The sequence below is a fragment of the Neptunicoccus cionae genome (assembly GCF_002860325.1).
GTDB classification, from domain to species: Bacteria; Pseudomonadota; Alphaproteobacteria; order Rhodobacterales; family Rhodobacteraceae; genus Amylibacter; species Amylibacter lutimaris.
Genome location: NZ_PKOJ01000003.1, coordinates 26847 through 40194, shown reverse-complemented (window position 1 = coordinate 40194; position 13348 = coordinate 26847). Strand labels below are relative to the sequence as shown.

Sequence of the window (13348 nt, the reverse complement as noted above, 5' to 3'; positions counted from 1 at the left end):
GTAACAAATTTGTTAACGATTTCAGGAATTTGCCCCGCGATAAAGTTTTTTTCGTTTAAAATCAATGGGTGCGAGGCTTGCCTAAAAAATGTGCAAACCGCTGAAACCCGCCGAAACAAAGGGGAAAACCCATATGATCAGGAGTTATCCGCAGAGTTATCCACAGCTATGGTGGACAAAGAAACACTTGTTCAGCTTTGCGGTTCGGTGCAGCCATTCTGGGAATCAGGCATAAGAGTGTGATGACAGACACATCCAAAGACAGGTTGCCCGAAGAAGAAGGGCAGGCCGGGGAAAATACCCCGACCGGAGCGAAGGTCATTCAGGGCTATCTCAAAACTCTGGACAACAGTCCGGGGGTCTATCGGATGCTCGATCAGAAGGGGGATGTGCTTTATGTGGGCAAAGCGCGCAACCTGAAGAAGAGGGTGTCAAACTATGCGCAGGGGCGCGGGCATTCGGCGCGGATCGGGCGGATGATCGCGGCAACGGCAGCTATGATGTTCCTGACGACCCGCACGGAAACCGAGGCACTGCTGCTGGAGCAGAACCTGATCAAGCAGTTGAAGCCACGCTATAATGTGCTGCTGCGGGACGACAAAAGTTTTCCGAATATTCTGGTCACGAAAAATCACGACTATCCCCAGATCACCAAACATCGCGGCGCGAAAACCGAAAAGGGCGATTATTACGGTCCATTTGCCAGTGCGGGTTCTGTGAACCGGACGTTGAATCAGCTGCAAAAGATCTTTCTGCTGCGCAATTGTTCGGACTCCATGTTTGCGAGCCGTACCCGGCCTTGCCTGCAATACCAGATCGCGCGATGTTCGGCCCCCTGTGTAGGGCATATCAGCAAGGAAGATTATGCCAAGCTTGTGCAGGATGCGAGCCGGTTTCTTCAGGGCAGCTCGACCTCGGTGCAGGAAACACTGGCCAAAGATATGGCCCAAGCCAGCGCGGCGATGGAGTTCGAGCGGGCCGCCGCCCTGCGGGACCGGATCCGCGCGCTGACACAGGTTCAGCAAACCCAGGGCATCAACCCGCAAGGGGTGGCCGAAGCGGATATCGTCGCCCTTCATATGGAAGGGGGGCAGGCCTGTGTGCAGGTGTTCTTCATCCGCGCCAATCAGAACTGGGGCAACCGCGCCTATTTCCCGCGCACCGGATCGGGTGCGGGCGGAGCAGAGGTGCTGGAGGCGTTTCTGGGGCAGTTCTACAGCAACAAGACGCCGCCACGTCTGGTGCTGTTATCCGAAGGGATCGAGAACCGCGATCTGATGGAGCAGTTGCTGAGCGACAAGCTGGAACGGCGGGTCGAGGTTTCAGTCCCCCAACGGGGTGAGAAATCCGAACTGGTGGCCGGTGCGCTGCGCAATGCACGGGAATCACTGGCGCGTAAGATGGCTGAGACGGCGACACAGGTAAAACTGCTGGAAGGGCTGGCCGAGGCTTTTGATCTGGAAGGCCCGTTGCGCCGTGTAGAGGTTTACGACAACTCTCACATTCAGGGCAGCAATGCGGTGGGGGGCATGGTGGTGGCCGGACCCGAAGGGTTCATCAAATCCGCCTATCGCAAGTTCAATATAAAGGACACCAACCTGACGCCGGGGGATGACTTTGGCATGATGAAAGAGGTGCTGACCCGCCGGTTCAAGCGATTGTTAAAGGAAGATCCGGACCGGAAATCGGAAAACTGGCCGGATCTGGTGCTGATCGATGGTGGTGCCGGACAGGTTTCAGCGGTTGCCGAAATCATGGAGGAGCTCGGTATTGATGATGTGCCCTTTATCGGTGTGGCAAAAGGCACGGACCGCGATGCAGGGAAAGAGGAATTCTACCGACCCGGACAGCGCCCCTTTGCGTTGCGGTTCAATGATCCGGTTCTTTACTTTGTGCAACGCCTGCGGGACGAGGTCCACCGCTTTGCCATCGGCACCCACAGGGCGAAACGCACAAAGGCAACTTTCGCCAATCCACTGGACGAAGTGCCAGGAGTCGGAGCCTCGCGCAAACGTGCATTGCTGACGCATTTTGGCAGTGCCAAAGCTGTGTCTCGTGCCGATCTGGCGGATTTGAAGGCGGTTGAAGGCATTTCCAGCGCATTGGCGCAGGTGATTTATGACTTCTTCCATGACAAAGGCTAAGGCATTGGCTACATCTTCTCGCGGAACCGTTGAAGTGATTTGGAAGGGCTTGTGATGCAGTGGAACATCCCCAATACGTTGACTGTCATGCGCCTTTTTGCGGCGCCCGGTGTTGCGATCATGTTTTTGTATTTCCAGCGCCCTCTGGCTGACTGGTTCGCACTTTTGCTGTTTGTTTCGGCGGCGATTACGGATTTCTTTGACGGGTATCTTGCGCGTTTGTGGAAGCAGGAAAGCAAGTTCGGCGCAATGCTGGACCCGATTGCCGATAAGGCGATGGTTGTTATTGCACTGGTTGTCATTGTTGCCCTGTCCACGGCAGACAAGCTGGTTATGGATCCATGGATTTTGCTGCCCGCTACCATCATCCTTTTCCGCGAAGTGTTTGTTTCCGGCCTGCGGGAATTTGTCGGCGCGTCAATGGGATCTCTGCCAGTGACAAACCTGGCGAAATACAAGACCACCGTGCAGATGATCGCAATTGCAGTGCTTTTTGCGAAAGGTGTGTTTGAACACTATTACCTGAACCTTGTTCAGGGCATGGATGCCGAGATATTCAACGGTGTCATGGACGGCTCGATTGAGGACGTAAATGGCGTTCTGAATTACTGGACGGTGATGAATTCTACCTGGACTGTAGGGGTCGCTCTGCTGTGGCTCGCCGCAGTGCTGACGGCTGTGACCGGTTGGGATTACTTTTCCAAGGCGCGGCCCCATCTGGTGGAGCCGGGCCAATGAAACTGGACGTGGTCTATTTTGCATGGGTTCGGGAGCGTATCGGCGTGCCGCGGGAAACTGTTGAAACCCAAGCGGCGACTGTAAATGATCTGGTTGCAGAACTGCGCGCGCGGGAAGACCGCTATGATCTCGCCTTTAGTGACGTCTCAGCCGTACGGGTGGCACTGGATCAAAGTCTGTCAGACTTTGATGCGTCGTTAGCTGGTGTACGTGAAGTTGCCTTTTTCCCACCTATGACGGGCGGATAAGCCATGGTCGTACGGGTGCAATTGGAAGATTTCAACCTCGGGCGCGAATTGGAAAACCTGCGGGCAGGGCGCACGGATATTGGCGCGCTGGTGAGTTTCACAGGGCTGGTGCGCGATGATACCGGCGATCTGACGGCGCTGGAGCTGGAACATTACCCCGGTATGACAGAAGCTGCCTTGACAGAAATAGAGACCGAGGCACAGCGGCGCTGGTCGTTGAATGACAGTCTGATCATCCACCGCTACGGCCCGTTAAAGCCCGGTGAACTGATCATGATGGTGGCGGCCGCTGCCCCCCACCGCCGTGCAGCCTTTGAGGCTGCGGATTATTTGATGGATTTTCTTAAGTCCCGCGCCCCGTTCTGGAAGAAGGAACATGGGGTGGACGGGGCCAAATGGGTTGACGCCAAAGAGGATGACGAGGCCGCGTTAAAGCGCTGGTAGCCGATCCGTCCGTTCCTGCGGGTGCCGCAGGAACAAGTATTTCAGGAACATTGAAGAGATTCAGGTCGTTTTTTGTTGCGCGTGGATTGCGTCCAGTTGGGCTTGCAACTCTCCGGCTTCGCGCCGTGCAGCGCCAAGCCCTTCCATGGCTGCCGCGAGTTCGGCTTCGGATTGGGTCAGCTGGTTGGTCAGTTCCCATTCGCGCTGCTGGATGTAGGTCATGGCCTGATCGCGGGCTTCTTCTGCTTCGTGGAGCCGGTTTGCCAAGTCGTCGATTTCCGTGACATTTACCGAATTCACGCTGTTCAGGCGGCCATAGGCCCAACGGAACGCCCAACCGGCGACAAAGGTTAACAGCAGGACAATCGCGATTGTGACGATCAGTTCTGTTCTATTCATCGGTCTCTTCCTCGGTGGCCGGTTCTTCCGGAGTGTCTTCTGTGATCAGGCGGAACCAGATCCGCCGGTTGGCAGCGCGGCCTTCCTCGGTGCTGTTATCCGCGATCGGCTGGTCCTCGCCGTACCCTTTTGCTGTCAGGCCTCCGATCAGTACACGGCGGGCCAGCAACCCGTTCAGAACCGCTTCGGCCCGTTGCTGGCTAAGATTGCGGTTCATCTCTGCGCCGCCCTGACTGTCTGTGTGGCCTTCGATTTCGAACGGCGCGTCGGGGCATTCCTTGATAATGTCCGCAATGGCATCCAGTACGCCCTGACTCTCTGCCTCGATTGTGGTCGAGGACGGGGCAAAGATGATTTGCTGGTCAATCAGGACCGCACGGATTTGCGCCTCGCACTGGCGGTGATCGAGGGTAGAGGCTTTGGGAATTAGTTTCGGGTCATGTTTGACCGAGATTGTGTATTTGTCGCCATCGCCGATCCGCTGGGCGAACAACCCGCTGAGGTCGGACGTTATTTCTGGATTCGCGCTGATGCCGCGGATCGTCAGCTTTTCGGGGTGAACCACAACGGATCCGTGGTGCATGTCAGACAAACCTTCCAGTCCAGCCAGAACACGGCCCGGCCAGCCGTCGGGCAATTCGGGATCAATGCGGGTCCGGTTGTCTACATTCTCGGAGCCGAACAGCGCGCGGGCAAAGGCACCGATGCTTTGCTTGCCCAATGCACTTTGAATGCGTCCGCGCAGTTGTAACTGGCCTTCGGGGCTGAGTGTGGCGATGAATTCCGGAAGTTCGGCTGTTTTTTCCGCGCCGTCTTCGAGGATTTTCGGTGGCAGGATCGCGTGGAGTGAAAAAAGCTCTGGCAGGGCGTTTTCAAGGCTGCCGACAACGGTGTCAAACCGGCTCTGGCTGATGTTGTCGTCCGCCACCAGCGAGATGTCGCTGTCAGCAACCGAAAGAGTGCCACCACCCAGTTGCTTGAGCGAACGCACGCTCTGGATAATGGCTTGATCCCACTCGGTGGTGGGGACGCCAAGGCCGACGTCGCAGGTCAGCGTGTCGATTGCGCCGGCAGCCCGTACTGCGCGCAAAATCCGGTCCCGCGCGGCGGTTGTGTCTGCAGAACAGCTTTGCAGCTCCAGCCCGTTTTCATCCATCCGCACGCGAAAGCGGAAGGGGGAGATCACAGGGCGGGGCGCCGTGATGTCCATCAGGAGGACCAGTCCTTCGGGTTTGGCATCACGCACGGCTTTTTCAACGCGGCGCTGTTCTTCATGGGACTCGGTCACGGCAGTGATGCGGACACTGTCCGCTGTAACAGAGATCTTGGAACGGGGCAGTTTTTCAAGGCTCGAGAGGCCAAAGTCCAGATTGCGTGCCCAGCCCGATGGCACACGGTGTTCGGTGCTTTCCAACATGTCCGTCACAGTGCCGCCATCGGCAATTTTGGTGGCGCGGTCGAGAATGAAACTGCGCCCGACACGTTCGGGAATGAGCCCGATCAATGAAATCCGGTCCACATTTCGCAGCATTTCAAGGGAAAAGCGAGGTTCTACGATCTCGGAAGATTGCAACACCGTCGTCCTGTCGGAAATCCGGTTGGCGTCAATCACCTGTCCCATTATCTCGATAGCTTGCAGGCGAGCAGCTTCGTCTGGGGCCAGTCCGGTCAGATGAACGATCAGGCCGTCTGGGCGGATGGTGGCCCAGTTCTGGCCCGATGCCCGCAGCGCGGTATCCACCTGTTCCTGTGTTGAGCTTTCAATATAATCCGCCGCACGGTTGCCCAGAAAGAGAGACCCCGCCGCAACCAGAATGAACCCGATTGCAGAAAACAGTAGTGCGGTACGATGCATTCAAAACCCCGGTGCCGGTTTGGCGTTACGGGATTGATGTAAATGAACACGGGCGCGGGTTCAAGCTAGGTCAGTAGGACCGCCAGTGCCCAGAACACGACGGGGATCAGCCCGGCCTCGCGGTTGGAACGGAACAGGCGCAAGCAAACCTGTGTGTCGTCGATATCAAGCCGCCGCAACTGCATGGTCAGATGGGCGCCAAACCCCCAGATACCAAGGAAAACCATGAGAAAAACAAGTGGATTGGGCAACAGTTGCGCCATCGCAGCAGGGGTGATGACAGCCAGCAGCAGCAGGGTCATTGCGACCACCTGAAAGATGAAGAGCCAGCGCGGAGTGTTATCGGCGAAAAGCCGCGCAGTGGACTTAACCCCGATCAGTGCGTCGTCTTCTTTATCCTGATGGGCGTAGATCGTATCGTAAAACAGCGTCCAGCAGATTCCAGCAAGGTACAGCAGGACCGGCGTGATCGAGAGCGATCCGCTGTGCGCGCCCCACATCAACAGGGCGCCCCAGTTGAAGGCCACCCCGAGGAAAATCTGAGGCCACCATGTAAAACGTTTTGCGAAAGGGTAGATCGCAACAGGCGCCAACGCCACGATGCCAAGGAAAATCGCAAATCCGTTGTAGGTCAGCAGGATGGCGAAGGCCAGAAGTGCCTGAACCACCATCCAGACCGCCGCCTGTCTGGTCGTCACCTGACCCGATGGCAACGGGCGCGAGCGGGTCCGTTCGACCGAACCGTCGATGTTCCGGTCTGCGATGTCGTTCCATGTGCATCCCGCACCCCGCATCAGGAAGGCGCCCATCGCACAGCTTATGGCAAGCCAGCCGTCAAATGCGCGCAATCCGGAGGGATCAAGCAGGATCGCCAGCAACAGACCCCACCAGCAGGGCAGCAGCAACAACCATGTTCCGGCAGGGCGGTCGGCACGGGACAGGCGCAAATATGGTCGCGACCATCGGGGGCAGAAACGGTCCACCCAGTTCAGGTCCGTAGCATCTGCCACACGGCCCCCGTCATCGGGCAAATCGGTGCGTGGTGGCTCTGGCGTCTGGTTCGGATCGGTCATAAACTGGGTCCATGGATAAGACAGCAAAAATCAGGCTCTATGTAGACGCGGAGTTGGGCGCGGGGCAACCCGTTGCGGTGACGAAGGATCAGGCGCACTATCTGTTCGGGGTGATGCGGCTGAAAACCGGCGCGATGGTGGCCTTGTTCAACGGGCGCGATGGCGAATGGCAGGCCGAAGTGATCGTCGCCAACAAACGCAACGCGGTGCTGGAGTGCCGCAGTCAGAGCAAACCCTTGCAGATGCCCCCCGATCTGTGGCTGTTGTTTGCGCCGATCAAAAAGGCGCGCACGGATTTTATCGTGGAAAAGGCCGCAGAGATGGGCGCGGCGCGGATTTGTCCGGTGGTGACAGATTTTACCCAGTCCGAACGAATGCGGCAGGACCGATTGCAGGCCCATGCGGTTGAGGCTGCCGAGCAATGCGGCGGAACCTATGTACCGGAAGTGGCGGATCTGATGAGACTGGACAAGGTGCTGGCGGATTGGCCTGCCGACCGTCAGTTGCTGTTCTGCGATGAAACGCGGGTCGGGGAACCGGCCGCGGACCTTGCCAGTTTACCGACTGGTCCTTGGGCGATCCTGATCGGGCCGGAGGGCGGGTTTTCCCCGTCTGAAGTCGCGCATCTGCGCGGACTGGCGTTCACCCATTCCATCAGCCTCGGGCCGCGGATCTTGCGGGCAGATACTGCGGCGGTGGCAGCTCTTGCGCTATGGCAGCGGGCCTTGGGGGACTGGACATGAATTTTATACGTCCCGAAGTGCGCGCCGGATTATGGCGCTGGCGGGAGGTCTTGATCACCGGCGCACTGGTGATTTACGGCGTCTATATACTGGGGCGCGGAATAGACCGTTCCAGTGTCACCCTGACAGGGCTTGGCGCTGTGATGACGGGGCTGTGTGCGGTGCTGTTGTTCTGGGCCATCCTGCGGGCGAAACTCTACAAGCCTGTATCGGCTGCGGGTGTTGTCGAAGTAAAGGAGCGGGAAGTTGGATACCTTGCCCCTGACGGTGGAGCTTATGTATCGCTTGATAACCTCACTCGGCTGGAGATTGTCACCAATGACAAAGGGCCGGCGCAGGACGATGTGTTCTGGGTGCTGACCCATCTCGGGGGCGATCCCTTGTATATCCCTGCTTCCGCGCAGGGCAGCGAACTGCTGTTTGATGCTTTTGCCGCCCTTAAAGGAGTAAATTTCGAAGAAGCGGTCCGCGCCATGGGGAGTTCACAGAACGCGCGGTTTCTGATTTGGGAAAAACGGGTTTTGCACTAGCACACAAGGGGCTGGCGCGTTTCCGGCAAGGACTTCACCTGCGAACCTGCCGGTTCTATTCCGTTTTGTGACCTGCGGCTTCACAACTTCCTGCCTTGACACCCCTTGCCATCCGTTTCAGGTCTAATTCAACTTTTGTTTCGGAGATCATCCATGTCTATCCCCCAGTCCGGTGGCGGCACCATCGAACACCACGACCAATTGGCGCAATATTTGTCTGACGGGTGTAAACCCAAATCGGACTGGCGCATTGGGACTGAACACGAAAAATTCGGCTATGACACGGCCAAACTGCTGCCACTGCCCTATGAGGGGGCTTGCGGTATCAAGACCATGCTGGAAGGGCTTCGCGATGCCTTTGGCTGGTCGCCGGTGGAAGAAGCGGGCCGGATTATCGGGTTGGAAAAGGACGGGGCGAATATCTCGTTGGAACCTGGTGGCCAGTTGGAACTGTCCGGTGCACCACTCGAAACCATCCATGAAACCTGTGACGAAGTGAACGAGCATCTTAAGGAAGTCCAGCATATCGCCGACAAGATGGGCGCAGGATTTATCGGACTGGGTGCGGCGCCTGTGTGGACCCACGAACAAATGCCACTAATGCCCAAGGGACGTTACAAGCTGATGGACGCCTATATGGGCACTGTTGGCACCCACGGCACGCAGATGATGCGCCGGACCTGTACCGTGCAGGTGAACCTCGATTTCGCATCCGAAGCCGACATGGTGCAGAAATTCCGCGTAGGTCTGGCGTTGCAGCCGGTGGCAACAGCGCTGTTCGCCAATTCCCCTTTCTTTGAAGGCAAGGAAAACGGCCATAAATCATGGCGCTCTCGTGTTTGGCGGGGGCTGGACAATGCCCGCACCGGTATGTTGCCATTTGTATTTGAAGACGGCATGGGTTTTGAGCGTTATGTGCAATATGCGCTCGATGTGCCGATGTATTTTGTCTATCGCGACGGCAAGTATCTGGACGCTCTGGGCATGTCCTTCCGCGATTTCCTAAAAGGCGAACTGGCCGCACTGCCCGGTGAAAAACCGACGCTGAGCGATTGGGCAGACCATCTGACAACCTGTTTTCCCGAAGTGCGCATCAAGAAATTTATGGAAATGCGCGGGGCGGACGGCGGCCCGTGGCGCCGGATTTGTGCGCTTCCGGCCTATTGGGTCGGTCTGATGTATGATCAGGGTGCGCTCGATGCGGCGTGGGATTTGTGCAAGAACTGGGACGCCGAAACCCGCGAAGCCCTGCGCGTTGCAGCCAGTGTTGACGGGATCGGGGCCGAGGTGAACGGCATTAAAATGATCGATCTCGCCCGCGAGACCGTCGCGATTTCCAAAGCGGGTCTGGCGGCCCGTGGCCGATCTGGTGCAGGCGGGATGGTGCCCGACGAAACCCATTTCCTGAATGCGCTGGAAGAAGTTGTCGCCACCGGACACTCCCCTGCCTGTGAGTTGCTGGGGAAATACCGCGGCGAGTGGGATGGCGATCTGTCGCGGATTTACAGCGAATACAGCTATTAAGACATAAGGGTATCTTTACCATTGCAGGTGATACTTTTCTTGTGCCGTTGCAGTGCAGCGGCGCAGGGTTTAGTGTTGCCTGTGCTGGTGCTCAGATCTGAAAACAGGCGCGCACCCGAAGAATAGACGAGCAGGACAAGACTATGACCGTGGTTTCCGATTACACCGCATTGTTGCAGATAGAAGATTCCACTAGCGCCCGCTGGAACGCAACTGAGGAGCTGGGAACACCGGTCATTGTGACCTACAGCTTTGCGGAAGGGGATGAAATTCCCTCTGTCAGAGACAGCGCCTATCCGGTGACACGCACCTTTGCCTTCACCGAATTGCAGCGACAAAACTTCCGTGATGCTGCTGATGTTTACGAACGCGCCGCAGGTGTCGTGTTTGTGGAAGTCGACAGCGGCGGAATGATCGATATTTCCAATGCAGACGGGTCTGCTTACGGGGGATGGGCAAGCTATCCCAGTACCTCTGCGCGATACACCAGCAACGGCATTTTTGTCATTGATAGCGAAGGTGATTACCGCGAAGGCACTTACGGCTTCCAGATTATGCTGCACGAACTGGGCCATGCAATGGGGCTGAAGCACACCCATGACGGCAGCCTGATCCTTGATCCTGCGCTAGACAACCAGACCCAGACGGTCATGACCTATAACAATGCCTCTCCTTACACATCTCAGTTGGGCGTGCTGGATCTTGAAGCGCTGGAACATCTGTACGGTTCAGCGGTGGAGTCTTCTGCTTGGATGTTCGATCACGACGCAGCCAGCAACACCATGACTATCGCGGGCAGCAGCAAGGCAGATGTTCTGTTCGGAGTGGGCGGTTCAAACGTCTTGATCGGCGGAGCAAAGGGCGACCGCCTGATCGGCCGTAACGTTGAAGACACGCTGTTCGGCAATCAAGGCAATGACACGCTTTCGGGCGGGGATGGTGCTGACACCCTTTCAGGGAACGGCGGCAAGGATGCTTTATATGGTGGCTATCACAGTGACAGTGTGAACGGTGGTCGTGGCGCAGACCAGCTTTATGGCGGGGCAGGGTTGGACGTACTGGAAGGCGCACAGGGCGGGGATACGCTCTACGGAGAAGACTATAACGACAGCCTGTTCGGAGGCCGGGGCGCAGACATCCTGTTCGGAGGCGATGATCAGGATACGCTTTACGGAGAGGCAGGGAAAGACCGCCTGTACGGGGGCGGTAGTGGTGGCGATGTGCTTTATGGCGGGAACGGAAAAGACTGGCTGTACAGCGGAGCCGAAGAGGGTGGTGGCGGCAGCTATGCCCGCGATTACTACGGTGGAAACGGAAACGATCGCATGTTTGGCGGTGACGGGTATGATTATTTCTACGGCGGGGCCGGCAAGGACACGATGACCGGCGGCGCGGGTTACGACGTCTTCCATTTCAGTGAAGATGCAGCGAAAGACCGGATCAAGGATTTCGAGGATGGTATAGACCGGATAAGCCTGACCGAAGTCAGCTTTGATTTCAGTGATTTGAAATTTGTCAGCAAGGCAGATGGCGCGTCCACCCTGATCAAGGTGAACGGCTACAGTGCATCTATCTTCCTGAACGATGTGGCCGCTGACACGCTGGACGCGTGGGATTTCGTCGCCTGACTTTGCCCGTGTAGGGTCAGAGCAGTTTGCTGACGACCACCAGCGCCAGACCGATACCCGCAACGCAGACAGAAGCCAGATTGATCGGGATAAGGCGCTGAAGTTGTGCGGTCATGTCTTCGCCCTCAAGGCTGGAATTGCGCAGGCCATTGGCTTTCCAGATGCAATAGAGCAGACCGCACAGCCCGAGAAGCGTCACAAAAATGCCAGGGTAAACTAGCCAGCCCATATCATACTCCGTAATGGTTTTGGCGGCGGTATCATACTGGTCAGGGTTTGTCCAAAGCGGAATTTACCTCATAGGGAGGGATTAGTTGCCCGACCGGGTAGTATCGGCGTGTGAAGGAGTGATGGTGTTGCCCTGTGGTTTACAATCGGCGACCGTCCGCAGGGAATGGCGCAACGGGGCTTGTCGGGCGCGAGGCTGGGCGTTAGGCAAAGATCCTGAGAATCTATTAGCGACAGGAGCACCCTATGGAAGATGTTTTGGATGACGCACAAGGGTTTGGCCAGAACTCTGCACCGGGCGAGGGGTCTTACCGTGTGGCCGCTGGCGAATTGCGCGCCTTTGTGGAGCGGTTCGAGCGTTTGGAAGCCGAGAAGAAAGACCTTGCTGAACAGCAAAAAGAGGTGATGGCCGAGGCGAAATCCCGTGGTTATGACACCAAAGTCCTGCGCAAGATCGTAGCGCTGCGCAAGAAAGATCCGGCCGAGATTTCCGAAGAGGAAGCGGTGCTGGAAATTTATAAGGAAGCTCTTGGGATGTAAGGGCTTATACCTTCGGGTATGCGTTGAAAGGGCGGCTTCGGCCGCCTTTTATGCGTCTGGAATCACGTGGCGCCGAAAGGGATGAGAAAATACGAAGGCGCTATGACCCTGCAAATATGAAGCGTCATATATGAAGCTTCATGATTAATGGTTTGTTAACCGTTTGGCGGCGGGTTGTCGGGTAAATCCCCTCTTGCGTTCTTGCCTTACCTTGAAATGAGAACGGCCAACCCGTAACAGGCTAGCCGGATCAGATCAAAGGGGCGAAACCGCGTCTTCCCCCACCAGATGGCAGGCAACCTTGTGGCCGCCTTTCACATCCCGCAGGGCAGGATCCTGCTGGCGGCAAATATCGGTCGCGACCGGACAACGGTTTGCAAACCGGCAGCCCGCAGGCAGGTTCACCGGATCGGGCGGGTCGCCCGGAATAAGGATGCGTTTGGTGGCTTCGCGCCGCGCTTTATCCACGCTTGGCACCGCAGACAGAAGGGCCGATGTATAGGGATGCAGCGGATTGTTAAACAGGTCCATCCGGCTGCCATGTTCCACCACACGGCCCATATACATCACAGCGATGCTGTCACACATGTGCTGCACAACGCCAAGATCGTGGGAAATAAACAGATAGGTCAGGTTCAAATCCGCCTGCAGCTTGCGCAGCAGGTTCAGAATTTGCGCCTGCACGGCGACGTCCAGCGCCGATACCGCTTCGTCACAGATAATCAGGTCCGGTTGGGTCGCAAGCGCGCGGGCGATGCCGATCCGCTGGCGTTGACCGCCGGAAAACTGGTGGGGGAACAAGCGCTGCTGCTCGGGGCGCAAACCCACTTCGGCGAACAGACGGTCCACGATCTCTTTCTTTTCCGCTTCATCCATAGTGCCCAAACTGTCGAGCGGTTCTCGTACGATCTGTTCGGCCCGCAGACGCGGGTTGAGGCTGGAGTAGGGATCCTGAAAGATGAACTGCATCTTGGCGCGCGCCAGCCGCAGTTCTTCGGGGTCCAGCGACAGAAAATCGGTTCCGTCCAGATCAACCTTGCCCTGATAGGCCTCTACCAATCGGGCCACCGCCAGCGCCGTGGTGGTCTTGCCCGAGCCGCTTTCACCCACAATCGCAAGGGTTTCGCCCCGTTTGATTTCGAAGCTGACGTCATCCACAGCATAAAGATAAGAGGCTTTGCCCCAGCCACCGCCCCGCTTTACCGCAAAGCGCACGCCAAGGTTTTCGACCGATACCAGTGTTTCGTTGCTCAT

Annotated in this window: 14 protein-coding genes; 9 read left to right on the top strand and 5 right to left on the bottom strand. The window is 57.1% G+C overall.

What is annotated here, in order from left to right:
- Positions 1-242 precede the first annotated feature (242 nt).
- The 4 genes from uvrC to C0U40_RS09130 are packed head-to-tail and all read left to right on the top strand — an operon-like array spanning position 243 to position 3574.
- The gene (uvrC, locus tag C0U40_RS09145) at positions 243-2144 is read left to right on the top strand and encodes an excinuclease ABC subunit UvrC (protein WP_101655479.1); all 1902 of its coding nucleotides are present in this window, start codon (positions 243-245) and stop codon (positions 2142-2144) included.
- A 54-nt stretch (positions 2145-2198) separates the two neighbouring features.
- On the top strand, positions 2199-2882 hold the full coding sequence (gene pgsA / locus C0U40_RS09140; protein ID WP_101655478.1) for a CDP-diacylglycerol--glycerol-3-phosphate 3-phosphatidyltransferase: 684 nt from the start codon (positions 2199-2201) through the stop codon (positions 2880-2882).
- Between the two features lie 2 nt (positions 2883-2884).
- Positions 2885-3130: a molybdopterin converting factor subunit 1 gene (gene moaD / locus C0U40_RS09135; RefSeq protein ID WP_101655763.1), complete on the top strand. Its 246-nt coding sequence runs from the start codon at positions 2885-2887 to the stop codon at positions 3128-3130.
- A gap of 3 nt (positions 3131-3133) precedes the next feature.
- Positions 3134-3574, top strand: a complete 441-nt coding sequence (locus tag C0U40_RS09130) for a molybdenum cofactor biosynthesis protein MoaE (RefSeq protein WP_101655477.1) — start codon at positions 3134-3136, stop codon at positions 3572-3574.
- A 60-nt stretch (positions 3575-3634) separates the two neighbouring features.
- On the opposite strand, the gene C0U40_RS09125 is transcribed toward C0U40_RS09130, so the two are convergent.
- The 3 genes from C0U40_RS09125 to ubiA form a co-directional block, all read right to left on the bottom strand.
- Positions 3635-3973: a hypothetical protein gene (locus C0U40_RS09125; protein WP_101655476.1), complete on the bottom strand. Its 339-nt coding sequence runs from the start codon at positions 3971-3973 to the stop codon at positions 3635-3637.
- The gene (locus C0U40_RS09120) at positions 3966-5828 is read right to left on the bottom strand and encodes an OmpA family protein (RefSeq protein ID WP_101655475.1); all 1863 of its coding nucleotides are present in this window, start codon (positions 5826-5828) and stop codon (positions 3966-3968) included. Before C0U40_RS09120 ends, C0U40_RS09125 begins: the two co-directional genes overlap by 8 nt.
- A 65-nt stretch (positions 5829-5893) precedes the next feature.
- The gene (ubiA, locus tag C0U40_RS09115; protein ID WP_101655474.1) at positions 5894-6901 is read right to left on the bottom strand and encodes a 4-hydroxybenzoate octaprenyltransferase; all 1008 of its coding nucleotides are present in this window, start codon (positions 6899-6901) and stop codon (positions 5894-5896) included.
- Positions 6902-6912: 11 nt separating this feature from the next.
- Here ubiA and C0U40_RS09110 point away from each other — a divergent pair, with 11 nt between their 5' ends.
- The 4 genes from C0U40_RS09110 (at position 6913) to C0U40_RS09095 (ending at position 11326) form a co-directional block, all read left to right on the top strand.
- The gene (locus C0U40_RS09110) at positions 6913-7644 is read left to right on the top strand and encodes a 16S rRNA (uracil(1498)-N(3))-methyltransferase (protein ID WP_101655473.1); all 732 of its coding nucleotides are present in this window, start codon (positions 6913-6915) and stop codon (positions 7642-7644) included.
- Positions 7641-8174 (top strand): hypothetical protein, encoded by a 534-nt coding sequence (locus tag C0U40_RS09105; protein ID WP_101655472.1) that lies wholly within the window; start codon positions 7641-7643, stop codon positions 8172-8174. The genes C0U40_RS09110 and C0U40_RS09105 overlap by 4 nt, the downstream gene beginning before the upstream one ends.
- Positions 8175-8327: 153 nt before the next feature.
- The gene (locus C0U40_RS09100) at positions 8328-9698 is read left to right on the top strand and encodes a glutamate--cysteine ligase (RefSeq protein ID WP_101655471.1); all 1371 of its coding nucleotides are present in this window, start codon (positions 8328-8330) and stop codon (positions 9696-9698) included.
- A gap of 143 nt (positions 9699-9841) precedes the next feature.
- Positions 9842-11326, top strand: a complete 1485-nt coding sequence (locus C0U40_RS09095; protein ID WP_101655470.1) for a M10 family metallopeptidase C-terminal domain-containing protein — start codon at positions 9842-9844, stop codon at positions 11324-11326.
- 16 nt (positions 11327-11342) lie between these two features.
- On the opposite strand, the gene C0U40_RS09090 is transcribed toward C0U40_RS09095, so the two are convergent.
- Positions 11343-11555, bottom strand: a complete 213-nt coding sequence (locus C0U40_RS09090) for a hypothetical protein (protein WP_101655469.1) — start codon at positions 11553-11555, stop codon at positions 11343-11345.
- 245 nt (positions 11556-11800) lie between these two features.
- Here C0U40_RS09090 and C0U40_RS09085 point away from each other — a divergent pair, with 245 nt between their 5' ends.
- On the top strand, positions 11801-12094 hold the full coding sequence (locus C0U40_RS09085; RefSeq protein WP_101655468.1) for a DUF2312 domain-containing protein: 294 nt from the start codon (positions 11801-11803) through the stop codon (positions 12092-12094).
- A 255-nt stretch (positions 12095-12349) separates the two neighbouring features.
- Here the strand turns inward: C0U40_RS09085 and C0U40_RS09080 are convergent, their stop codons facing one another.
- Positions 12350-13348 (bottom strand): ABC transporter ATP-binding protein, encoded by a 999-nt coding sequence (locus C0U40_RS09080; protein WP_101655467.1) that lies wholly within the window; start codon positions 13346-13348, stop codon positions 12350-12352.

Coding starts and splice junctions, on each gene's coding strand:
- uvrC (WP_101655479.1), top strand. CDS start 243: ATGACAGACACATCCAAAGACAGGTTGCCCGAAGAAGAAGGGCAGGCC.
- pgsA (WP_101655478.1), top strand. CDS start 2,199: ATGCAGTGGAACATCCCCAATACGTTGACTGTCATGCGCCTTTTTGCG.
- C0U40_RS09130 (WP_101655477.1), top strand. CDS start 3,134: ATGGTCGTACGGGTGCAATTGGAAGATTTCAACCTCGGGCGCGAATTG.
- C0U40_RS09125 (WP_101655476.1), bottom strand. CDS start 3,973: ATGAATAGAACAGAACTGATCGTCACAATCGCGATTGTCCTGCTGTTA.
- C0U40_RS09120 (WP_101655475.1), bottom strand. CDS start 5,828: ATGCATCGTACCGCACTACTGTTTTCTGCAATCGGGTTCATTCTGGTT.
- ubiA (WP_101655474.1), bottom strand. CDS start 6,901: ATGACCGATCCGAACCAGACGCCAGAGCCACCACGCACCGATTTGCCC.
- C0U40_RS09110 (WP_101655473.1), top strand. CDS start 6,913: ATGGATAAGACAGCAAAAATCAGGCTCTATGTAGACGCGGAGTTGGGC.
- C0U40_RS09105 (WP_101655472.1), top strand. CDS start 7,641: ATGAATTTTATACGTCCCGAAGTGCGCGCCGGATTATGGCGCTGGCGG.
- C0U40_RS09100 (WP_101655471.1), top strand. CDS start 8,328: ATGTCTATCCCCCAGTCCGGTGGCGGCACCATCGAACACCACGACCAA.
- C0U40_RS09095 (WP_101655470.1), top strand. CDS start 9,842: ATGACCGTGGTTTCCGATTACACCGCATTGTTGCAGATAGAAGATTCC.
- C0U40_RS09090 (WP_101655469.1), bottom strand. CDS start 11,555: ATGGGCTGGCTAGTTTACCCTGGCATTTTTGTGACGCTTCTCGGGCTG.
- C0U40_RS09085 (WP_101655468.1), top strand. CDS start 11,801: ATGGAAGATGTTTTGGATGACGCACAAGGGTTTGGCCAGAACTCTGCA.
- C0U40_RS09080 (WP_101655467.1), bottom strand. CDS start 13,348: ATGAGCAACGAAACACTGGTATCGGTCGAAAACCTTGGCGTGCGCTTT.